Annotated in this window: 23 protein-coding genes and 1 riboswitch; of the genes, 9 read left to right on the top strand and 14 right to left on the bottom strand. The window is 59.9% G+C overall.

All coding sequences use genetic code 11. From position 1 onward, the window contains the following. Positions 1-145, bottom strand: a riboswitch (cobalamin riboswitch). This riboswitch is flagged as partial in the annotation. A 37-nt stretch (positions 146-182) separates the two neighbouring features. Next, positions 183-1,181 (bottom strand): hypothetical protein, encoded by a 999-nt coding sequence (locus tag VJR29_11265; protein ID HKY63990.1) that lies wholly within the window; start codon positions 1,179-1,181, stop codon positions 183-185. A 431-nt stretch (positions 1,182-1,612) separates the two neighbouring features. Here VJR29_11265 and VJR29_11260 point away from each other — a divergent pair, with 431 nt between their 5' ends. Next, positions 1,613-3,223 carry an HD domain-containing protein gene (locus VJR29_11260; GenBank protein ID HKY63989.1) on the top strand — a complete coding sequence of 537 codons (1,611 nt, stop codon included), beginning with the start codon at positions 1,613-1,615 and terminating at the stop codon, positions 3,221-3,223. 234 nt (positions 3,224-3,457) lie between these two features. Here the strand turns inward: VJR29_11260 and VJR29_11255 are convergent, their stop codons facing one another. Next, positions 3,458-5,395, bottom strand: coding sequence for a HAMP domain-containing sensor histidine kinase (locus VJR29_11255; protein HKY63988.1), 1,938 nt, complete (start codon positions 5,393-5,395; stop codon positions 3,458-3,460). Positions 5,396-5,556: 161 nt separating this feature from the next. On the opposite strand from VJR29_11255, the gene VJR29_11250 reads away from it, so the two are divergent. Next, positions 5,557-6,804 carry an amino acid permease gene (locus tag VJR29_11250; GenBank protein ID HKY63987.1) on the top strand — a complete coding sequence of 416 codons (1,248 nt, stop codon included), beginning with the start codon at positions 5,557-5,559 and terminating at the stop codon, positions 6,802-6,804. On the opposite strand, the gene VJR29_11245 is transcribed toward VJR29_11250, so the two are convergent. From VJR29_11245 to VJR29_11225, 5 genes are read right to left on the bottom strand one after another with little or no spacing between them, the layout of a single operon-like run. Next, positions 6,788-7,375, bottom strand: coding sequence for a GNAT family N-acetyltransferase (locus tag VJR29_11245; protein ID HKY63986.1), 588 nt, complete (start codon positions 7,373-7,375; stop codon positions 6,788-6,790). The two genes, VJR29_11250 and VJR29_11245, sit on opposite strands and share 17 nt — an antisense overlap. Positions 7,376-7,396: 21 nt before the next feature. After that, positions 7,397-8,500: a hypothetical protein gene (locus tag VJR29_11240; protein HKY63985.1), complete on the bottom strand. Its 1,104-nt coding sequence runs from the start codon at positions 8,498-8,500 to the stop codon at positions 7,397-7,399. A 20-nt stretch (positions 8,501-8,520) separates the two neighbouring features. Then, positions 8,521-8,943, bottom strand: coding sequence for a DUF3592 domain-containing protein (locus tag VJR29_11235; GenBank protein HKY63984.1), 423 nt, complete (start codon positions 8,941-8,943; stop codon positions 8,521-8,523). Then, positions 8,940-9,350 carry a VOC family protein gene (locus VJR29_11230; protein HKY63983.1) on the bottom strand — a complete coding sequence of 137 codons (411 nt, stop codon included), beginning with the start codon at positions 9,348-9,350 and terminating at the stop codon, positions 8,940-8,942. The genes VJR29_11235 and VJR29_11230 overlap by 4 nt, the downstream gene beginning before the upstream one ends. After that, entirely contained in the window at positions 9,350-9,697 is a 348-nt protein-coding gene (locus tag VJR29_11225; protein HKY63982.1) for a DUF3592 domain-containing protein, read from the bottom strand. Before VJR29_11225 ends, VJR29_11230 begins: the two co-directional genes overlap by 1 nt. A gap of 166 nt (positions 9,698-9,863) precedes the next feature. Here VJR29_11225 and VJR29_11220 point away from each other — a divergent pair, with 166 nt between their 5' ends. The 4 genes from VJR29_11220 to VJR29_11205 all read left to right on the top strand — a co-directional run bounded on the left by VJR29_11220 (position 9,864) and on the right by VJR29_11205 (position 12,971). After that, entirely contained in the window at positions 9,864-10,436 is a 573-nt protein-coding gene (locus VJR29_11220; protein ID HKY63981.1) for a hypothetical protein, read from the top strand. Between the two features lie 90 nt (positions 10,437-10,526). Next, complete coding sequence (locus VJR29_11215) at positions 10,527-11,270, top strand: class I SAM-dependent methyltransferase (GenBank protein HKY63980.1); 744 nt, start codon at positions 10,527-10,529, stop codon at positions 11,268-11,270. Position 11,271: 1 nt separating this feature from the next. After that, a complete protein-coding gene (locus VJR29_11210) occupies positions 11,272-12,189 on the top strand; it encodes a homocysteine S-methyltransferase family protein (protein ID HKY63979.1) in 918 nt (305 codons plus the stop codon). 41 nt (positions 12,190-12,230) lie between these two features. Next, positions 12,231-12,971: a transporter gene (locus tag VJR29_11205; protein HKY63978.1), complete on the top strand. Its 741-nt coding sequence runs from the start codon at positions 12,231-12,233 to the stop codon at positions 12,969-12,971. A gap of 12 nt (positions 12,972-12,983) precedes the next feature. Here VJR29_11205 and VJR29_11200 read toward each other — a convergent pair whose 3' ends face one another. Beyond that, complete coding sequence (locus tag VJR29_11200) at positions 12,984-13,514, bottom strand: hypothetical protein (GenBank protein ID HKY63977.1); 531 nt, start codon at positions 13,512-13,514, stop codon at positions 12,984-12,986. 219 nt (positions 13,515-13,733) lie between these two features. Between VJR29_11200 and VJR29_11195 the strand changes: the two genes are divergently transcribed. The 3 genes from VJR29_11195 to VJR29_11185 all read left to right on the top strand — a co-directional run bounded on the left by VJR29_11195 (position 13,734) and on the right by VJR29_11185 (position 15,721). After that, entirely contained in the window at positions 13,734-14,354 is a 621-nt protein-coding gene (locus VJR29_11195; protein HKY63976.1) for a MarC family NAAT transporter, read from the top strand. 41 nt (positions 14,355-14,395) lie between these two features. Continuing rightward, complete coding sequence (locus VJR29_11190; GenBank protein ID HKY63975.1) at positions 14,396-15,313, top strand: pirin family protein; 918 nt, start codon at positions 14,396-14,398, stop codon at positions 15,311-15,313. Positions 15,314-15,403: 90 nt separating this feature from the next. Beyond that, complete coding sequence (locus VJR29_11185; protein HKY63974.1) at positions 15,404-15,721, top strand: hypothetical protein; 318 nt, start codon at positions 15,404-15,406, stop codon at positions 15,719-15,721. Positions 15,722-15,763: 42 nt separating this feature from the next. Here the strand turns inward: VJR29_11185 and VJR29_11180 are convergent, their stop codons facing one another. The 6 genes from VJR29_11180 to VJR29_11155 form a co-directional block, all read right to left on the bottom strand. Further along, on the bottom strand, positions 15,764-16,561 hold the full coding sequence (locus VJR29_11180) for a class I SAM-dependent methyltransferase (protein HKY63973.1): 798 nt from the start codon (positions 16,559-16,561) through the stop codon (positions 15,764-15,766). Then, on the bottom strand, positions 16,558-17,490 hold the full coding sequence (locus VJR29_11175) for a glycosyltransferase family 2 protein (protein ID HKY63972.1): 933 nt from the start codon (positions 17,488-17,490) through the stop codon (positions 16,558-16,560). The genes VJR29_11180 and VJR29_11175 overlap by 4 nt, the downstream gene beginning before the upstream one ends. Positions 17,491-17,642: 152 nt before the next feature. Then, on the bottom strand, positions 17,643-18,476 hold the full coding sequence (locus VJR29_11170) for a hypothetical protein (protein HKY63971.1): 834 nt from the start codon (positions 18,474-18,476) through the stop codon (positions 17,643-17,645). A gap of 55 nt (positions 18,477-18,531) precedes the next feature. Next, a complete protein-coding gene (locus tag VJR29_11165) occupies positions 18,532-18,924 on the bottom strand; it encodes a CoA-binding protein (GenBank protein ID HKY63970.1) in 393 nt (130 codons plus the stop codon). A gap of 6 nt (positions 18,925-18,930) precedes the next feature. Then, positions 18,931-21,030 (bottom strand): hypothetical protein, encoded by a 2,100-nt coding sequence (locus VJR29_11160; protein ID HKY63969.1) that lies wholly within the window; start codon positions 21,028-21,030, stop codon positions 18,931-18,933. 190 nt (positions 21,031-21,220) lie between these two features. After that, the coding region (locus tag VJR29_11155; protein ID HKY63968.1) for an ABC transporter C-terminal domain-containing protein at positions 21,221-21,550 on the bottom strand (330 nt) is incomplete at its 5' end.

The following is a 21,550-nucleotide window of genomic DNA, read 5'->3' as shown; positions in this document are numbered from 1 at the left end:
TCGGGCCGCGACGCCTTGCCTTCCCATCCCTGCGGCTAGCAAGGACAGTGACTTAGCGGCGAAGGGCTTGACTCCATCACAGTGGCGGGACCGTGCCTGAATTGCAGGCTTCCCTTGGCATGGTGCCGAATAGGGAAGAATGGAGACTTTAGTCAAGAAGGATTGGCTCGGGGTGGGGTTGGTCAGACTTCCTTGATAACTTCGAAGCCTTTGTAACTCCCCACCGCTGCGAACCCGGTGATTTGCTTTGGAGAGTAGTGTTCGCGGATTTTTTCGGCGACCGCGTTCATGGTGGCTCCCGATCCGACAGCGTCATCGATTAGCAGAACCGATTTGGTCTTGATCGGGTTTTTTTTTAAAAAAAATGTATTTTCAGCGTTGAGGATCCGCTCTTCTAGCTTCGACAGCGATTTTTGAGGCACTTGGATTGCGCCGGTATAGGCTTTCACAATTTCTATCTTCGGCTCGGAAAGTTTAAGATCCTTTTCGAATTCTTTTAAGAATTGAATTTGGCGCGGAATGGAGTGGGGAACAAAAGCAACCGAGTCGACTTTCTTTTCTTTGATTAAAGCGAGGATCGTCGATTGACACTCCTTGGAAATCTCATGGATCAATTTTATATTTTGGCCTTGTTTCGCGAAGAGGAGCATCGCGCCCAAGCGGGTTTTTCCGAACTTTGGCAAGCTATAAAAATCTTTGTAAAAGAGTCCGTCCAAGGCAAGTTGCTTAAATGTATTTCTCACTTTCTCGGTTGCGTTAATGTAGCCCTTGCCTTTCACGATAAAGGCATCTGCGTCCTTTCGGATTTTTTCGTATTCTGAAACCAACGAGGGGATTTGTTTTTCCAACCTTAGTCCGCTTGCCCATTTCTGGAATCCCTCGAATCCCTCCAATTGGTCTCCCGAGGGGGAAATATAGAGATAGTTTTTCCTGAGAAAATTTTCAGTTTCTTTTGGGATCGACGGAGGGATCTCGTCCTGGAGGGGACTCGTCTTTGACAAAGAGTAAAAGACCAGGGGAGGCTTCCCATGTTTGACGATTTGGTTTTCGGAGAGCAGCTTTCGCAGGTGGTTGTGGACCGCCACCCCTGAAATTTCGAAGGCTTTTCGAAGATCGTCTGGTCGGACATTTTTATTATTTCTAATAAAATCAATTATTTGTGTGCGCAGGGTGGCTTTCATAGTTTATAGTTTACAGTAAACTATAAACTATGAATTGACAATTAAAAGAGAGCCCAGAATCTGTAGACTACCGTCGGGTTCGTGGCCGGAGAAGTACCACCCGATTTCCTTCGCGAATTTTACCGCTCGGCGCTCTTGCATTGCCTTCTATCCTTGCACGCATTGTTAACTTATTGGACGAGCCTCACCGCCGCTCCGGAGCAACCTGTGAAGAGTGAAAAGGTGGAGCTTTTGTCCCGATGGACAGCCGAAGTAATTCATACTCGAACGCACAGATATGTTGGCTCGGGACCTGCTATGGCAGTCATTGAGCCGAAGCTAAGTAAAAGATGAATCATGCTGAATGATCTAGGGTTTTACTGACAAGCTCCAATTGCCATTGAAACATACGGATTTTACAATACACGACGGTAAGGAAAAAGGAGGTTGATATGGCTCCCGGATCCTTGCGTAGGATTTTAGAACCCTTTCCTGCTGTCAATGATGGCATTCATCGACGGATTCAAATTGAGACCGAACTAGAAAGAAGGATCATTGATCATCCTTACTTTCAAAGATTGAGAAGAATTAAGCAGCTGGGATTTTCCTATTATGTATTTCCAAATGCTAATCACACAAGATTTGAGCACTGCCTGGGTGCGATGAAATTAGCTGGAGATTTTTGGGAGACAATTCTCAAGAATACCGCTGAAGTAATCAATAAAGCAAATCAGAACAATGCGCGATTAAATCCTAAGTGGCAAAAATATTTTGCAACTTTGAATAAATCAATAAACAAAAAAAAGATCCGAGAGCTTTTGCGGTTGTCTGCATTGGCTCACGATTTAGGGCACGGTCCATTTTCTCACCTTTTCGAAGAATTGGCACCAACGTGGCGCCACTATGGAAGGCGAGTTCCAGTTTGGCTGAGGCCAAAAAGAATCAATCAGTCGGAAAAGGTTCCCCACGAAATATTCTCCGTACTTCTTCTTCAGAAGATTTTTAATGATTTAAAAAAGGATAATTTTTTCCAAAATCAATGGATCAATAATGATTTATTTTTAAAATTTTTTGCGAGCATAACTTGTGAAGATGTGAATGCGGACTTTTCCGATGATCAACTGCAGAAACTAGTTCAGTTTCAATTGCCGCCTGGATCTTTGCAGATTGTAAAATCTCTAATTTCGGGGATGGTTGATGTTGATCGAATGGACTATCTCTATAGGGATTCTTATTACGCGGGCGTTAACTATGGATTTTTTGACATCGACAGAATCAAAGAAAGCTTGGTGATTTGTGTTGAGTCTGAATCGAATGTAAGAATGGGGCTAAGGCATAGTGGCCTTGGCGCCTTCGAGCATTACTTATTTTGTTTATATCAAATGTATATACAAATTTATTTTCATAAGACTGTAAGCGCTTGCAACTCTATGCTGTTGTTTATTCATCGGGCCATCGAGAAAGAGGCTAAGAAGAAATTAGATAAATTTCAAAAAAAATATCTGTTCGATATTGATGGTTATGGCTCCTTAGATGAGTACGAATTTATCAGAAATTATAAAAGCCTTGTTTCTAAAACTAGCGCCTTAAGCGCCTTTCAGGATCTTTTTGAAGGACGAGTTTTGTGGAAGAGAATTTTAGAAATTAATGAAGACCAAGATTCAGAGGATATAGGTGATATAGATGCTTTATTAGCTCGAAAAGGATTCAATAACTTTATTTCGGACAGAAATAAGGAGCGATATTTACTCAAGGGATTACGATGTAAAAATCAAAAGGATTCTTTGGTTCTTCTTGAAAGGCATTTAAAAATCCAAATCCCTCAATTGAAGAAATTAAAAGATGTTTCGGATCTCGTAAATTTATATTCTGGTAGAAGTTATAAATTCCATAGGATTTATGCGCCGAGTAATGATGAAAAAAAGATAAAGAATGTAATTAAAAAATTTTATCGACTTGATCTTCCACAAAAGAAAAAAGGAAAACCAAACACTTCTCTGAAAAAGGCTAGGTTGTCGAGGCATAAGTCTTCAAATGGATTAAAGCTGGCTTTAGCTAAATAAAAGTTATTCAGCTCGGCTGGAAGATGGAGTAATTTTTCTAAATTTGATTATCCGGAACAAATCCCGAAAATAACCCCCCAACCTCCCTTGCGGACTTTGTCGCTCGACAATTGCAAGATTTTTTCATGCTTTGTCGCGGGGTTGTTTCCAGATTCTCGACCTTTTCCAGAAAATTATTCCACTTCAAATCTTCGTATCTTGTACCCTCAAGTTTTGGTTGCGGTTCCTCACATTTCAAAAGGCAACATCCGGCAAATAAACCTCGAACGTCGCTCCTTGCTCCGGCTCGCTGGTCACCCGGACGAATCCGCCGCGGGCCTTCACCGCCCGGTGGACTTGGGCCAAACCGAGGCCCCGCTCCAGGTCGGGCGATCCGAAACCCTGGAGTCCGGATTTCGTGGAGACGCCCGACTCGAAGATTCGGGGCAGGAGCTGGGGTGAGATGCCCGAGCCGTTGTCTTGGATCCGCAGCATCCAAAATTGGCCGGCGCTGGGGTTGAAGCCGTGCTCCGGTTGTTGGAGTTGGCTCAGGTGTTCGGGCGTAAGAAAGGCGCTGCGGCCGATCACTCGGACAAAAGGGGATTCCTGGTTTTCCAAGGCCTCACGAGTATTCACGAGGAGGTTTTGGAAAATCCGGCGCAGCGTGGTCTCGGGCCCGGCGACGAACATCCGCTCGGGAATGATGGAATGGAGACGGACCTTGGTCCCAAGGTGGGCTCGCAGGAAGCTCTCTTGGAGCGCCAGATCCAAACGGGCCAGCGCGATCTGGGAGGGGCGGTCCATCGCCAGGTTGCGAAACTCGTTCGACAGCTCGATGAGCTCGCCGAGCCGAGCTTCCATGCCGTTCAAGTCGGCGTTGACGATCTCGCGGATCCGCTCGATCCGCCATTCCACCCGCTCGATCGCGGCGAGGTTGGCGGGCTCCGGCAGCTTGTCGCAAACCGTGCAAAAAAGTGCGTCGACCTGCCGGACGATTTCGGCCGGCGGCTCTTGGCCGCCCATTCGGTAATGCTTCAGCAAGGCCGCTTGGATCAGGCTCAGTTCGGCCAAGTGGCTGCGGACCATCGGCAGATTATAAATGAGCGTGGTCATGCCGCCGGCGACGTCGTGGGCCAGCTGCCCGGCCTCGACCTTGAATTCGGCCAGCTCCTGCTGCTTCGCCGGCGCCGGGCCCGAAACGGTTTCCGGCCGCGGACGCGAGCTGGGCCTTTCCGAGCGCGGCACCATGTCGGAGGTGGTAGTGGGAAAAAGTCCCGATCCGCTTCCGGTGCCCTGCACCGCCAGAATCGGCCGCCAGCCTTCGGGATGGAAAAGCGGCAGCGTTGTGGTTCGGGCATCGAGCGCGCGATTCCAGCGCGCCCAATTCGGCCCCATGATCCCGCCGGCGATTCGACCGGCGGCTTGGAATTGGGCGAAGAGGGCCAGCGAGTCGACCAAGGCCAGCGAAGCCGGCCCCGGCGGCCGCCAACCCCAACGCTCTTCCATGCGGTGAGCGCTGAACAGGCCGAGGAACATGCCAAGCTCGGCCGGACCGCGGCGATTCGGCGCCAGCGCTTGAGCCGCTCTCCCGCCTAAACGCAAGGCGCCCAAGCTCAGGAAGCTTCGCTGCAAGTCCTCGCTCAAGGGCGGAAGCGATCCCTGCCCCGGGCCCAAGGCGGTCGCTGCGAAACGGGCGCTCAAGGGAAAAGACAAGGCTTCGGCCGAGAATCCGGCCAGGCCCGCGAGCCCGCGGGCCGGCGCTCCCCGCGTCAGGAGCCGGGCCGGTTGGGCGGCGAGCCGGGCGCCGACGGCCAGACGAGTCGCCCGAAAGGCTCCGCCGGCGACGGTCAGGCCGAACAAAGTCGAGGGATCGAAGAGCTGAGCGCCGAATTGGCGGACCAAGACCTCGGCCCGATCGCCGATCTCGCCGCCGCCGTTCAAGGCCGCCAGCCGGCGCTGAGCCAGGGCGGCCTTCTCGCCGCGGATCTCGACGTAAGCCCGGGCCGCGACGGCCTCGCGCCCGGTCCTCTCCATCCGGCCGGCGAGCGAGAGCAGGCCATCTTCGAAAAGCGCGGCATCGGCCTCATGAGCCAAGGCCTCGAAAGCGGGATGTTGGGGAAGCTGGGAAACCTCGACGCCGAGGATGGCGGCGAGCTGGGGGGCGCGAGAAACTGCTCCAGGGTTCGTCTTCAATCGGGATCCGATCCGTCTGGCCTTACCCTGATACCGTGCGCTTACCCGGCCGAGCTAATTCATATTCCGGATCGCGCGAAAAAAGCCAGCTGAAATGCCATACGCCACCACTTTTCGAGCCGGCCGGATTGCGTTCGAGAAAGGGCTTGATATAAGGACCCATGCCTCCTGCCTCGGATTCCACCCGTCTTTCCCGCAGTTTAGGCCTGAGCGACGCCGTCGTGATCGGCCTCGGCTCGATGATCGGCGCCGGCGTCTTCGCGGCCATCGGTCCGGCGGCCCAGGTCGCGGGGAATGGCTTGCTGATCGGCCTCGCGGTCGCCGCCTTCGTCGCCTATTGCAATGCAACTTCGGCGGCCGATCTGGCGGCTCTTTATCCCGAATCGGGCGGAACCTACGTTTACGGCCGACGGCGGCTCGGTCCGCTCTGGGGTTTCTTGGCGGGCTGGGGCTTCGTCGTCGGCAAGCTGGCCAGCTGCACCGCGATGGCTTTGACCTTCGGCGCTTATGCCTTTCCCGAGGCGAAGCGCCCGCTCGCCGTCGCCGCGGTCTTGGCATTGACGGCGGTCAATTATTTCGGCGTCAAGAAAACCGCCTGGCTGACCCGCGGCATCGTCGCCTTGGTCTTGGCTTCGCTTGCCGTTGTGGTTTTCGCGATCTGGTTCGGAGGAGAGGTCGATCCCGGGCGGCTTCGCCCGCTGGCCGCCGCCGGGCCTCGGTCCATCCTCCAATCGGCCGGCCTGCTGTTCTTCGCCTTCGCCGGCTATGCCCGGATTGCGACCCTCGGCGAAGAGGTCCGCGATCCGGCCCGGACCATCCCCCGCGCCATTCCCTTGGCCCTCGGCATCACGTTTTTCGTCTACGGCACGGTCGCGCTCAGCGCCCTGCTGGGCCTGGGCGCCGAGGCGCTGGCGAGCTCTTCCGATCCGCTCGCCGCCGCCGTGGCGGCCGGCCGCTGGGCCGCCCTGACTCCGGTCGTCCGGATCGGCGCGGCGGTCGCTTCGCTGGGCGTGCTCCTCTCGCTCTTGGCCGGCGTCAGCCGAACCCTCTTCGCGATGGCTTCCAACCGCGATCTTCCGGCCTTTTTTTCGGCGGTCCACCCGCGCCACCGCACGCCCCATCGGGCCGAGCTGGCGATCGGAGGCCTGGCGGCGATCGGCGCCGGCTTCCTCGACCTGCGCTCGGCCCTGGGTTTCAGCTCCTTTGCGGTCCTGCTCTATTATTCGATCGCCAATTTGTCGGCTTTGACCTTGAAGGCCGAGGAAAGGCGCTGGCCGCGCTGGCTGGGATTCGCCGGCCTGCTCGGCTGCGTCCTTTTGGCTTTCAGCCTACCCCTCGCGGCCGTCCTCGGCGGGACCGCTCTCTTCGCGGTGGGTGGAGTCGTTTTTTGGCTTAGCGGCCGGCACTGATCTCGTAGGCCACCACAACTTCGACCTTTCCCGCTTTTTCAACTTGAGTCGGCGCCGAGGGATCCGACTTCATCCCCAACTTTTGCAAAACCCGGCCCGAAGCCGGATTCCTCCGAAAATGATTGGCATGCACCCGCTTCAGGCCCAGCTCCGAAAAGGCGAAATCGAGAATCGCGGCGCCGGCTTCGCTGGCATAGCCTTGGTTCCAATAGGGCACGCCGATCCAATAGCCCAGCTCGGCTTCGGATTTCATAGTGTCGCGACCGAGGTTAAATCCCCCCTGGCCCCCCTTTTTCAAAGGGGGGTGACTGATATTCGCCAATCCAACCGCACCGACTAGCGAAGCATCCTCTTTGCGAATGATGGCGAAAACGATCTCGGAGCTTTGCGGCGACATCTCGGCCTGCGACTCGATCCAGGCTTCGGCCATGCCGTCTTCATAAGGATGAGGAATGCGCAAGGTGGTGTCGGCGATCCGGAAGTCGCCGGCCAGGCGCTGGACCTCGGATGCGTCCCAAATCTCGAAGGGACGAAGGCGGAGGCGGGGAGTTTCGAGGGTCGGCAGGGCCATGGTTTCTCCGATCCGGAGAAACTATTTGATCTTCTCGGAGCTGTAAACCTGCTTCACCAAGTCGACATGATTCGAGCCGAGAACGAAGAGGCTTTGGGCCGGGCCGTCCTTGGATTCCGCCGCCAATTTTTCCAAGGCTCGCCGGTTCACCTTGTTGGAAGTGTCGACCAGGTGCTGGATCCGGCGATCCGATTCCTCCAGCTGGCCCTGCATGGTCGGAAACTCTCGAAGAAAGAGCCGGGTATTTTTGAAAAGCTGATCCGAATCCATCTTCAGCTCCGGCGCCATTCCTTCGATGACTTTCTGGAAGATGACCGGGGGAGGGATAGCCGGGTTCTGTTTGGCGCTTTCGGCCGCGATCTGAAAAACCATAGCCACCGCGAAATCCTCGACCGTGTATTTGGAAACCTTGGCGGCTTCTTGCCGCACTTCCAAGCTCGAAGCTTGATAGGGCAGGGGATTGGCTAAGGGAATGTCCAAGGTTTCGGCGACGCGGGTGAAGAGCGCCATCTCCTCGAGCTTGACCTTCTTGGCGATGTCGGTCCCGTAGCTCTCCAAGAAGAAGCGCCAGGGCGCCGGATTGGCGGCGATGCTCAGCTCGACCCCGCTCTTCAAGAATTGAGCGGCGTAGTTTTGGCCGCAGCCGTGGCGGCCGTGCAGCACCAGAGCCGAGCCCCATTGGGGGTGGCGGAAGCTGGGTGGAGTTCGAGCGGGCTCGTTCCGGCAGGCCGGGTCGGGCGGGAATTTCAGGTCCCGAAAGTAAGCCGCCTGGGCCTTCGACAAGTAGGTCTCGGCATCGCCGATTTTGTAGACGCCGAATTTATCGGTGACGTAACGCCGCTCGCCGACGGTCAGCACTTGCGCCTCCCCGGCCTTGCCGAAATGAACCCGGCCCTTCTCGCCGTAGACCCCGCCGACGTAATCATAAAAAGAGGCTTCGCGCTCGGCGGCGGGACAGCTCGCATCGGTCAGGCAAGTCCGGCGATAGCCTTGATCCTGCTCCGGCGGCTTCGGCGGCGGAGCCGGAGCCGGTGGCAGCGCCTGGGATTTTCCGGAATCTTCGTCTTTTGAAAGGCTGCAACCGGTTAGAACCACGGCTGCCAGCGCCAAAATCGGCCACATCATGCCCCCAAGAGTAAAAGCCCTTATCGCAAAAATATCGATTTCGTTGCCAGAAAGAGGAAAGGCGCCATCATCACCAAGCCGGTCAGCATCAGGGCCCCTGCGACCTGCCAAAGGCCGCGGCTGGCGACGTCCACCTTGAGAGGCTGGCTGTCGGGCCGGTAATAGAGCTTCACGGTCGAGCCGACCACCGGCATATAGCGCAGGCCGTAGCTCACGCCGGTGCGGGCCTCCAGCCTTTGGCCGTCGGCGGTCCAGAACTCGAAGACCGGTTGGATCATGATCGAGCCGCTATCGGGATCGCGGTTGCGCTCGATGCGCAGGACCTTGGCTCGGGCTTTGCGGCTGCCGAGCCGGAAGATCATTTTGTAGCTCACGAAGAGCAGCGGCGGGAGGAAGAAGCAGAATCCCATCAAGGCCATAAAGCCGGTCATCATCCAGCTCATGGCAGGGCCTTGATTTCATCGTAGCCCTTGCCCTTGAACTCCAAGAAGCAAAAGCCGTTGCCGAAGGGATCGCTCATCAGGGCCAAGCGGCCATAGGCTTGCCCCAAGACCTCGCGCTCGAAACGGCCGCCGAAAGCCTCGGCCCGCTTCACCGCGGCCTCGATGTCGGGCACCACGAAATCGAGATGGGTCGGCGTCCAGTGCCGCCGGTAATCCCGCTGCTCCGCGGCGCCGGCGAAAGGCGGGCTGGCCTCCTCCTTGACCAAGAGGTCGATCGGCGCCGAGGCCCCCAGCAGCTCGGCCCACTTCGGATCGAAGCGCCGGCCGGCGGTTAGTCCCAAGCCCTCGACGTAGAAGCGCAGAGCCGCGTCCATCTCCGGCACGTCGATGCAAACTCGAATCTCCATCAAAGCGCCCTCTTCACTTCTTCGACCAGATATTTCGCTCCGCTGACCTCGGGCTTGTCCAATAAATAGACGATCTCCAAGTCGCCGCCTTCCTCGTGCTGGGCGTAGACCGTCTCCGATACGAAGATCCGCCTTCGATGCAGCTTGCCGAAGCCGTCTTGGAATTCGTAAGTCAGGCTGGCGGGGTTGGAGCCCTTGCGCCGAACTCGGGCCTTCTTCACGATCCGGGCCCGGGCCGGCCGGCCCTCTTGGGCCAATTTTTTCATCTCCAAGCCCCGGCGCACGACGAAGACCGCGCCGATGGCGAGCACCAGCAACATGAAGCCGAAGAAGATCAAAAAATCCATGACGGCAGTATAGCGGAGCCTCGCTGCTTGACAAGTTTCGCGAGGAGCCGGGATAATCGCCAGGCTCGTCTCTATTTTCGGGGTTAAGAGACTCAACAAAAACACATCTATGATTGGGGGATTCATCATGAATCGCTATGAGCGTACCTCTGCGTCGTGGAAGTCCGTGCTCGGCTTTCTCGCCACCTTGGCCCTTGTCTTAACCTCAAGCTTGGCTTGGAGCTCGCCGCCGGCGGACTTCGAGGATTCGGCCTGGATCGACGGCCAGTCCCGGAGCATCTACGGCAGCTTCAGCATCCCGCCGCAAGATCCGGGCACGGTGTCGGTCTACATCATCGGCCCGGTCGACGGCGGCCATCCGCTCGACGAGCTGACCTTGGACCCGAACTATCCCTACGTCCACGACCACGTCACCACCCGCACGCCCTACGGTCACAGTAAGGTCGTCGACTTCCTGGTGGTCGAGCCGGGGCCCAACGCGACAGCCGATAACGTCCATTACCGGACCGTCGAGGCCAATCCCGACATTCCCTGGATCCAGCCCGACGACGGCAGCTTCGTGATCACGCCGATCCGTCAGGCGCCCTTCGAGGTCGACTTGGGCCACGGTTTCGAGCCGCTGATTTCGGCCAGCGTGGTCGAGGAAGCCATCGAGGCCGGCATCCTTCGGACGGTCGAAGTCGCCCGCGACTTGACGATCGTCGGTTGGAGCGGCGGGGTGACCCACCACAGCCATTGATCGTGATTGAAAAAGAAAACGGGATTCGGCCGAGCGCGGGCCGAATCCCGTTTTTTTTGGACCCCAGCCCGAAAAGAGATATGCTGGGGCATGCCCAAGGATCTCTTCTCGACTCAGGCCGGCGTTTACGCCCGCTACCGCCCGACTTACCCGAAGGCGCTTTTCGAATACCTCGCTTCCCTGGTGACTCGGCGCCGTGCGGCCTGGGACTGCGCCACCGGCAACGGCCAGGCCGCCCTGGCCCTGACCCCTTATTTCGAGCGGATCGATGCCAGCGACTTGAGCGCCAAGCAAATCGAGCAGGCGGTCGCCCATCCCAAGATCGAGTATTGGGTGTCGCCGGCCGAGCATACTCCTTTCCCCGATCATCGCTTCGACTTGATCACGGTGGCCCAGGCTTATCATTGGCTCGACTTCGCGGCCTTCGCCGCCGAGGTCCGGCGAGTGGCCCGGCCCGAGGGAATCGTGGCGATCTGGTGCTACGGTTTGGCGAATTGCGAGGACCTCAAGGTCGAAGCCTTGGTCCGGGAATTTTACCGCGACAAGGTCGGCTCCTACTGGGACAAGGAGAGGAAGTACGTCGAGGACGGCTATGCGACCGTGGCCTTTCCTTACCGCGAGCTTCCGGCCCGCTCTTTCAGCATGAGCCTTTCTTGGAGCCGCGAAGATCTGCTAGGCTATCTCGGCACTTGGTCGAGCGTGCAGCATTATATCAAAGACCGGGGCAGCGACCCGGTGGCGGAATTCGCCGCTTCTTTGCAAGCGGCTTGGCCCGGCGAAGCGGCGAAGCGTTTCGATTTCCCGCTTTCGCTTCGGGTGGGAAGGGTGGAATAGCATGGGACGGGAAATTTATCTCACCGACGGCGGCATCGAAACCGACCTGATCTTTCACCGAGGCCAAGACCTCCCGCACTTCGCGGCTTTCGACCTCTTGAAAACCGCCGCGGGCCGGGCGGCCTTGGAAGAATATTTTCGGGAATACGCCGAGCTGGCCCGAAAGCTGGGCTTGAACCTCATCCTTGAAAGCCCGACTTGGCGGGCCAGCCCCGATTGGGCGGCCAAGCTCGGCTATTCGGAGCCGGCCCTGATCGAGGCCAATTTCCGGGCCATCGCCATGTTGAAGCGGCTGCGCAAAGATTATGAAAGCCCCAAGACCCGGGTTTTGGTCAGCGGCTGCGTCGGCCCGCGCGGCGATGGCTACCAGCCTTCGAACCTCATGAGCCCGGAGGAGGCCGAGCGCTACCATTCTTTCCAAATCGGCGTCTTCGCCACCGCCGCGGTCGACCGGATCGCCGCGATCACGATCAATTACGTCGAGGAAGCCATCGGCATCGCCCGGGCCGCGGCGGCGGTGGGCTTGCCGGCGGTGATTGCCTTCACCGTCGAAACCGACGGCCGCCTGCCCACCGGCCAGACGATCGGCAGCGCGATCGAGGCCGTCGACCGGCAAGCGCCGCGGGCGCCGGCCCACTACATGATCAACTGCGCCCATCCCAATCACTTTGCCGAAACCTTGGCCGGCGAGGAGCCCTGGCTGGCTCGAATCCAGGGCCTCCGGGCCAATGCCTCGGCCAAAAGCCACGCCGAGCTCAACGACAGTCCGGAATTGGATGAGGGCGATCCGGCCGAGTTCGGCCGCCAGCACGGCGAGCTCTTCGCGAAATTGAAAAATCTCCGCGTCCTGGGCGGCTGCTGCGGGACCGACCTCCGGCACGTCGAGGCCGCGGTCCGAGCCGCGCGGGCCTTCGCCTAGTGGCTTCCTCGCTCGCCAGGCTCTTCGGGCAAGGGCTGGCGATGGTTGTCGCCTTGCTGTCTTTCGCCGGCTTCCTTCATGCCTATCGCCCGCTCACCACCGAGGACGCCAGCGTCCTGCCCCATGGCAAAGGTCAGCTCGAGATGAGCTGGGAATACGCCGCCGCCTTCGACGAATCGCGCAATCACATCTTCCTTCTGGTGCCGGGAGCGGGTCTCGCCAACCGCCTCGAGTTCACCCTGGAGCTTCCTTTCGTCGTCGGCCAGCAGGAAGGGCAGGGCTTGGCGCCGGGCCTGGGCGACATCCGGGCCACGGTCAAGGGCCTGCTCTATCCGGACAAGGGGGCGATTCCGGCCTTCGCCCTCCAGGGCTACTTCAAGTTCGACACCGGTGAGGACTCCGAAGGCCTGGGCACCGGCAATCGCGAGGCCGGTTTTTTCGGGATCGTCTCCAAGCGGATCGAGGAGTTCCAGCTGCACGGGATGCTCGGGCTCGACTTCACGGTCAGCGGCCCTTCCCGCGGCCATCGCGACGTGATCTACGGGGTCGCCGTCGATTATACGGTGGGGAATTTCCTGAACCGGCCCTTTCATTTGGTGACCGAGGTCTTCGGCAACACCAATTTCAATCCGGCGATCGCCTTCAATCCCGCGACCCTGCTGCTCGGGGCGATCTACGAGCTTTCCGAATCCTGGACGCTCGATTGCGCGATCTCGGTGGGCCTTTCCGGCTCCGGCCAAGACCTCGACACCACGGTGGGTGCGACCTTCATATTTCCTTGAGGCTTTTCTCGATTAGGCCAGGTGCCGGCTGAAGGGTCCGCCGTGGCGGGCGACGATGGCCTTCATCTCGCCGGTGCAGCGGCTGCGGCGCATCGCGATGGCGTCGCGCTCGAGCTGGTTGGCCGAAATGCCGCCGACCCTGGCGAGGTAGGCGAGCTCTTCGGCTTGGACCTTGAGCTCGCGGCCGCCTTGGAGCCTTTGCATCGAGTCGCGGCTGGCCGCCCGGTAGAAGCGGCGATAGAGGCAACGCTCGAAGGAGCGAAAATCCTCGGCGCTCATCCCTTGGCTCCGGGCGCCGTGTTTCAGGGCCCGATAGTGTTGGAGAAAGGCCCGGCCATCGACATGATCCGCGGCCTTCATGGCGCTATAGTAATGATCGGTGAAGGCATCGCCCCGCTCCGAGCGCATCAGCGCGACGCCGACGGGATCGGGTTGAGACGCCGCGATCGTCGTTTGGACCGGCCGGGAAGCCGCTTTCGGAGCGAGTTTGCGCGGCTCGGGCTGGGCGATGGGCAAATGGTTTCTTTCAATTCGGTTCAGCATTTCATTCCTCTTTCTCTGGCCTAGGATTCCCTAGGGGAGCGCGTTCGAGAGGAAGTTAATCCAAAGGCCATGCCAGCCCCGGCCGCACCAGGCCCCAGCTAAGGTGCCGTGATTGTTAGATATTTTTTCAAGGCTGAAAAACGCCGCCGGCCGGCGGCCGGGTTGGTTCATGAAATTTCATGATTTATAAGTCTGCAGTCCACAGGCATGATGGCCGGCATGACCCTGCTGCTTTTGACCGTCGCCGCGCTTCTGCCCATCGCCAATCCCTTTTCCACCGCCGCCCTTTTCATCAGCCTCACTCAGGGCGACAGCTCCCAAAGCCGGAGTCGAACCGCCCGCCAGACCTGCATCTATATGTTCTTCATCCTCGCGTTTTTCCTGATCGCCGGCACCCTGGTGATGCGCTTCTTCGGCATCTCCGAGCCCGGAATCCGGGTTGCCGGCGGCCTGATCATTTTGGTGGTGGGATTTCGCATGCTCTTTCCGGCGGAGAGCCCGATCACTCCCAAGGAACAGACCGAGGCCTTGACCAAGAAAGACATCGCCTTGGTTCCGCTGGCCCTGCCCAGTTTGAGCGGCCCCGGCTCCATCGCGGTTGTTCTCAGCATCGCCGCCGACACTACCGGCCTGATCGATCATCTCTTCGTCTTGCTGGGAATCTTCGTCGTGGCGCTCTTCTCCTATTTCGTCCTCTTGGGGGCTTCGAAGCTCACCAAATACCTCGGAGTCGGCGGCATCAACGTCTTCAGCCGCCTGATGGGTTTTTTCCTGATCTGCATCGCGGTTCAGTTCCTCGCCAAGGGTATCCACGGTTTCATGATCGACCCCGATTTTTAAGCGCCCTCGACGGCCGGATGGTTTGGTCCTAGAATGTCGGCATGAGCTGGATGCCGACCGCCGAGCCGATTTGCCAAGAAAGCCCCGAAACCCCGGTTCTCGAAACCCTCATCGAAGGACGAAGCCGCGACCTCGGCGGCTTCACGGTGCGCCGTCTCCTCCCGGCCTCGGCGGTGGCGATGGTCGGGCCCTTTCTATTTTTCGACCACATGGGTCCGGCCGAATTCGGTCCCGGCCAAGGCATCGACGTCCGGCCTCATCCCCACATCAACTTGGCGACCGTCACCTATCTCTTCGAGGGCGAGATCCTGCACCGCGACAGCTTGGGATCGGTCCAGCCGATCCGGCCCGGCGAAATCAATTGGATGACGGCCGGCCAGGGCATCGTCCATTCGGAGCGGACCCCGCCGGCGCTGCGGGTCGGCGGCTCCCGGGTCCACGGCATTCAGCTTTGGGTGGGCTTGCCCAAGGCTCAGGAGGAAGTCCGGCCCAGTTTCCGCCACTATTCGGCCGCCGATTTGCCGAAGCTCGAGAGCGGTGGCGCTTCGCTTCGTCTCTTGGTCGGGTCGGCCTACGGTCTGGCCTCGCCGGTGGCCACTCTCTCCGAACTTTTTTACGTCGATGCCGCCCTCGAGCCGGGCGCGGTCTTGGACCTTCCCCGGGAACCAAGCCAGCGGGCGGTCTACGTCGTCGCAGGCGAGGTTGCTTGCGGCGCCGAGCGCGGGAGCGAGGGCCAGATGCTGGTTTTCGCGCCGAAGGTTGCGGTGCGGCTGGCTTCGGCCAAGGGCGCCCGGCTGATGCTGCTGGGCGGAGAGCCGCTCGACGGCCCCCGCCACATCTGGTGGAATTTCGTCTCCAGCTCGCCCGAACGGATCGAGGCGGCCAAGCGGGCCTGGAAGGCCGGCGGCTTTCCCAAGGTTCCGGGCGACGAGGTCGAGTTCATTCCCCTGCCCGAATAGGCTTCCGGCGCTCCGCCAAAATTTCTTTGTCAGGCCCAGGGATCGGTGCGATGATGCTCCCCATTCAATCTCATTTCGAGGAGCCTATTCATGAAGAAACACCTTTCGACCTTCGCCATCCTTGCCGTTCTTCTTTCCTCGGTTTTCGTGCTCAACGCCTGCGGAGACTGCGATTACGACTTCCTGGTGGGCAGCGCCGAAGATTGCGGCTTCATCGCCGACGACCTCGATTGCGACGACGTCAATTTCAGCGAGGGCGTTTGCGAGCTCGACGGCTGCGAATGCGTCGATGAGCCTTGCGACTTGATCTATCCCTTCGATTTCGACTTTGCCGACGGCTGCCTCAAGTTCGGCAGCTTGGACCTTAGCTTCATTTTGAAGAACGTCCAAAAATCGTTCGGCATTTAGGTTTTCGAGCGTCATCCTTCGCTTCGCTCAGGATGACCTCGGCTACTTTTCCAGGACGATGACGCTGTTCCAGCAGAAATAGCGAAGGAAGGGGAGCGTCTTCAAAAATCCCCGGTCCAAAGCATTGAGGAAGCGGAAGAGGCGGGCGAAGCGCGGCGCGTCCTTAATCACCTTCTTCCAATAGCGTTCCTTGGCCGGATCGGCCCGCTCGAACAGATAGAAATGTAGAAAGATGTAGAGCGTCGTGAACCAGAACTCCCGGTGATGGCCCTGCCGAAAATAGGGATACATCTCGCGGAGGTCGGGGAAGCGGAAGGGCCGCTCGTCCGGCGTCCGCACGGTCCGGGCGATGCGCCGGTAAACGTTGATCACCGGGTTGTAGGACAGGGGCTCGATGAAGATCGCCTTGCCCCCGGGCTTCAGGACCCGGGCGGCCTCGGTGATCGCTTTGCGGAAATCGACGTGGTGGAGGACGCCGTTGCCGTAGACCACGTCGAAGCTTTGATCCGGGAAATCGATCTGCTCGGCCGTCATCTTCCGGGCCTCGACCTGGGTTCCATGGTGCTTGGCGACTTCCTTGACGACCTCGATCATCCCGCCGGAAATGTCGGTCGCCACCGCCTCGGCGCCGTGGCTCGCGAAATAAACCGAGCCCTCGCCGGCGCCGCAGCCCAATTCCAGAATCCGCTTTCCCTCGAGCTTGCCGATCTGGCTCAGAACGTACTTGTTCTCCAAGGCGGTGACCGCCTCGAAGCTCTCCCGCACCAGGACCTCGGCCGGATCCATGCCCTTGGCCCATTCGTCGTGAAAGGCTTCCTCGGTGGCTTGGCGCTCGTTCACGGGGCGATTCCCCCGTCTTCGGCGACGATGTAGATCGGCCGGCGCTTCACTTCGTCGCTGATCCGCCCGATGTACTCGCCGATGACGCCCAAGGTGATGAGCTGGACCCCGCCGAAGAAAATGATCGCGATCATCGTCGAGGCCCAGCCGATGATCGGCTTGTCGGTGAAGAGCTTCATCCCGACGATGTAAAGGATGTAGAGCAGGGAGAGACCGCTGATCCAGAAGCCGAGATGGCCGGCGACCTGCAAGGGCACGTTCGAAAAGGAGGTCATCCCGTCCATCGCCAGCCGCAGCATTTTGCGCAGGCTGTACTTGGTTTGGCCGGAATGGCGGGCGTCCCGGACGTATTCGACGCCGGCTTGGCGGAATCCCATCCAGCTCACCATGCCCCGGACGTAGCGGTGGCGCTCGCGGAGCTTGCCGAAGGCCTCGACCGCCCGGCGGCTGAGCAGCCGGAAGTCGCCGGTGTCGACCGGGATCGGGAAGCCGGTCAGGTAGCGAAGCAGGCGGTAGAAGAACTTGGCGCTGGCTACCTTGAACCAGCTCTCGCCGTGGCGCTGGCTGCGCACCGCGTAGACCACATCGTAACCTTCCTGAAATTTGGCGTAGAGCTGGGGGATGAGCTCGGGCGGGTCCTGGAGGTCGGCGTCGATCACCACCGCGGCGGCACCTTGGGCGGCGTCGAGGCCGGCGGTGACCGCGACCTGATGGCCGAAGTTCCGCGAAAAGGAGCGGTATTTCACCGCCGGATCGCGTTCCCGCAAGGCCTTGACCTTGGCCAAGGTCGAATCGTTGCTGCCGTCGTCGACGAAGATCAGCTCGACGTCGCCGAGCTCGGCCAAGGCCTCTTTGAGCCGCCGGTAGAGCGGTTCGACGTTGCTTTCCTCGTTGAGGACCGGAATGACGATGGAGAGCGCCGGAGCCATGGGGGGAAATTAACGAGATTTGCCGGTTTGTCCAGGACCAGTTCTCCCCCCTTTGAAAAAGGGGGGTCAGGAGGGGATTGAGAGCCTTGGCCAATTTAAATAAGCTTTGGTTCTATTGCGTTCTCCGTCAAATCCCCCCTAACCCCCCTTTTTCAAAGGGGGGAATAGGCGCCCAGGCGGCAGGCGAGGTCGAGGCGCTCGATCACCGTCTTGACCCCTTGGAAGCCGGGGAGCTTCTCGACCCGGGGATTGACCTGCTTCTCCAGGACTTGCCGGCCCTCGGGACCGCCGAAGAGGGCCGCCGCAACCCGGTCGGTTTCGACCTTGGGCTTGAGGCCGGTTCCCACCGGAGCCCAGAAATGACGGATCAGGAAACGGGCCAGGACCCGCCCGAGCTTCGATTTCCTCAGCTCGAGCTCGGCGACATTATAATAGAAGGAGATGTGGATGGCCTCCTCCTGCATGATGCCGCGGAGCAGGGTTTCCAAGACCGGATGGCCTGAAATCTGGGCCAAGCGGCGATAGCCTTGCAAGGTCAAGAGCTCGTTGATCGCCCCCCAGACCATGTGGGTGGCCGAGAAGTTTTTACCGAAGAGCCGGGTGATCCAGCCGTTGATGCGGCTTTCCAGCCGGTAGCGCCGCGGGACCCGGCCCTTGGCGGCGGCGAACCAGTCGCTCTCGGCCGCGGCGCCGGCTTCGCCGAGAAAGCGGTGGAGCAGCTCGCCATGCTGGGCTTCCTCGCTGCGCCATCTTTCCATGAAGCGGCGGATCGCCGGGTTTCGGCCGGTCGGAGTGAGGCCCAGCTCTTCGAAATAGATCTCGGTGAAAGCCTCGATGTCCCGCATGTAGCGCAGGATCGGGATGAATTCGGATTTCAGCGGATGGCGGGAGATCTCATGCCAAGGCAGGCTCCGCACGAAGTCGGGGCTCAAAGCCCGGGCCTTGCTCTCGTAGTCTTGCAGGATGTCCCATTCGGTTTGCAGCATCTGTCATTCCTCCATCCGGCCTTACGGCGGGGCGGAGCGATTGGATGCTGCGCGGCTAGCCCAATTCGACCAGGATGCAGCTGCCGTCGGCGATGACGTTGAGGCCGGCTTCCCGGGCCAGCCGGACGGCGGTGGGGCTCTCGGCGCCGGGCTGCATCCAGAGGTTGGGGATCCCTCGGGCGATGGCTTGACGGACGATCTCCTCGGCGACTTCGGGCGGGGTGACGATCGAGAGGCTGTGGACTCGGTCAGGGAGTTGGGCCAGGCTGGAGTAGACCTGGAGGCCTTCGATCTCGGCCTCCCGGGGATTGACCGGATAGACCTCAAGGCCGTGCTGGAGATATTTGCGCAGGACTCGATTGCCGAATTTGCGGCGGTCGCGAGAGGCGCCGACCACGGCGAAGGCCGGTGACTCCAGGAAACGTCGCTTGGCTTCGCGACTGGTCACGAAGCCCTACTTTCGCGGTGTCTTGCCATCGCCTCCATTATCTTCGCCGGGGCCAATTCCAGCCAAGGCTTTTTGAACCCGCTCGTACAAGCCGCCAACCTGTCCTCGTCCTCGAGTCTGGATGATCGAGCTGCGGTCGACGGCGGGAGTGGGGGGAGTGATGGGGGTGGCGATCGGCTGGGTGATATCCGAAGGCGAGGAGGTCCGACCCTCGGAAAGGGTAAAGCCGAAGCCGCTGTGGGCGAGTTGGAGCGAGCCGCCTTCCTTGGGGCCGGCCGCCTGCTCGATGTAAAGGCTGCGGCCGATCGGGATGTTCAGGACTTGAGCCCAGTGGCTGAGATTGCGCTCCAGGGCCGTGGCCAAGGAGCGTATCGGTGCCGCTTCCACTCCGACGATGCGCAACTGCAAGTCGTTGCGCCGGAGATGATTGAGCAGCGGCGAATCGCGGTTGGTGAGCTGAAGGCTCAGCTCCAAGGCCGAGCGCAGCTCGAGGAAGCCGAAGGCGTCGGGGTCCAAGGCCCGGTTGCCGTCGGCGCTCTGGAAGGCCTTGAGCATCGCCGGCACCGCCGGTTGCTCGGCTTGGTTGGCTTGCCGGGGTTGGTAGAAAGCGAAGGCATAGCTTTGCCCGTGGACTTGGCGGACCACGCCGCTCATCCAGACTTTTTCCAATGTCCGTCGTCCCTGGAAATCGACCAAGGCGGCGTTGAAAACTCCGCCCCGCACCATGGTCCAAAGCCGAGAAGCCACGACCGGCGCCGATTTGATGCTGAGGTAATGGGTGAGAGGGTGCTGGGCCAATTCCCTCTCGCTATGGCCGAAGTGGCTGATGAAATCGGAATTGGCGGCGACGATCCGCAGCAAACCGTCCTCGCCCTTGATCCGAGCCGCGATGGCCGGGACCGGCAGCTCATTGAGGAAGGCTCGGAGGCTGGCCTCGGGACTGGCGGTGCCTTCGAGAAAAATTTCGGCTTCGCGGAAAGAGGGCGTTTCGGCCGCGTAGGCGGGACGAGTGCCCGATTGGGAAGAAGCCGGCGGACGGCCGTCTTCGGCTTTGCCCGACATCTGCGCGAAGTTGGAAAAGAGCGGGCGAGTGGTGCCGCGAGGGATGGCACCTGAACCGATCCCGGCAAAGGCCTCGGCCATCCCGAAGGATCCGAATCCGCCGCCGGATCCATCGAGACGGCTTCGAGGCCGAATGTTCTGAGAAGCCAGGGCTTCGCTCTGGAGATCCATGCCCCGCTCCCAAGCCGCGAAATTGCGGCCGAAGGCGGCCCGGCTCAAACGGCCGGCGACTTGGAAATGGAGCAGGGTGCCCAGGCCTTCGAAGAGCGCGGCGCCGGCGCTCTGTCCGGGCCGAAGACCGGCGCTGGCTTCAAGCGAATGAGCCAACAGGATGCCGCCGAGCAAGCCGCCTTGGCCGAGAAGCGCTCGAGACAGCGGCGAAGCCTGAAGCGAGGCCGGCAAAGCACGCAAGCCGGCACGGGCCAGCCCGCCGCCGCCGCGCAGGCCGGCCAAGGTCAGATAGCCGGCGGCGGTGTCGCGGCCCAAAGCCGCCAAGCTCCAATCTTGGGGGCGGCCGAGCAGCTCGGAGCCGGTCTTGGCGCTGAGCGCGAAAGCCGGGGCTTCCAGCCCGAGCCCGGCGAGCGCGGCGCCGAATCGAGCCATCCCGCCGCTGAAGCCCGCGCTCTGGAAGCGGGTCAGGGCTCCAAGTCGAACCACCCGGAAAACCGAGCCGGCGACGCCCATCGCCAGCAAAGCCGCCGGATCGGTGACTTGCTGGGTGAAATGGCGAAGGTAGGTTTCGGTTCGGGCGCCGAAGTCACCGCGACCTTGAAGGGCCTCAAGCGCGGCGCGGGCCCGCTCACCGGCCGGACTCTCGCTGCCGGCAAGGTCTTGGTAAAGACGGGCTGCCGCTTCGCCGGCTCCGCGACTCTCCAGCCGGCGGGCCAAGGAAAACAGGCCCTCGGCTTTAAGCTCGGGATCGGCTTCGCGTTTTAAGCTGAGCCACTCCCGGCGCAGCGCCGGCAAGTCTTCAAGAAAGGGAATTTCGGGGGTGGATGGGTGAAGCCGAGTTGCTTCGGGCAATGATGGTAGGGTCAGGCTCACGAACGCTCCTCCTGCGTGTCGTTGACCTTACCCGTTGTCGCTGAGCCCCTAGCTGACAGGATTTGCCGGATTTGTCAAATCATGGCGAAATGTCATCCCGAGCGTTAGCGAGGGATCCCTGCGGAGTTTTCAACGCCAAGAGCCCCCGCAAGGATTCCTCGTCGCTAAAGCTCCTCGGAACGACAGAGCATCAACTCCGGCTTTCCAGCTCGGCCCAACGCCGGTAGAGAGCTTCGATCTCGGCTTCTAGTCCGGCGATTTCTTGGGTCAATTCCTGGAGCCGCGCCGCGTTGCTGGCCGTTTCGGGAGCCTCGATCGCGGCCTGCTTTTCGCGGAGCCGGTCCTCGGCCGCCCCGATCTTGGCCTCCATCCCGTCGAACTCCCGCTGCTCCAAATAGCCGAGCTTCTTTTTGGCCGGCGCGGGAGCGGTCCGCTCGGGCCGGGGCTCGGCGATTTTTTTCTCGGCCAGCCCTTCCTGCCAATTTTCCCACTGCTCGAGCGAAGCGAAGGTGACCAGCTC

It is taken from the genome of bacterium (assembly GCA_035281585.1).
GTDB lineage: Bacteria > UBA10199 > UBA10199 > DSSB01 > DSSB01 > DATEDP01.
Note: the sequence above shows the minus strand (reverse complement) of the source record. Positions and strands in the feature narration are given on the sequence as shown.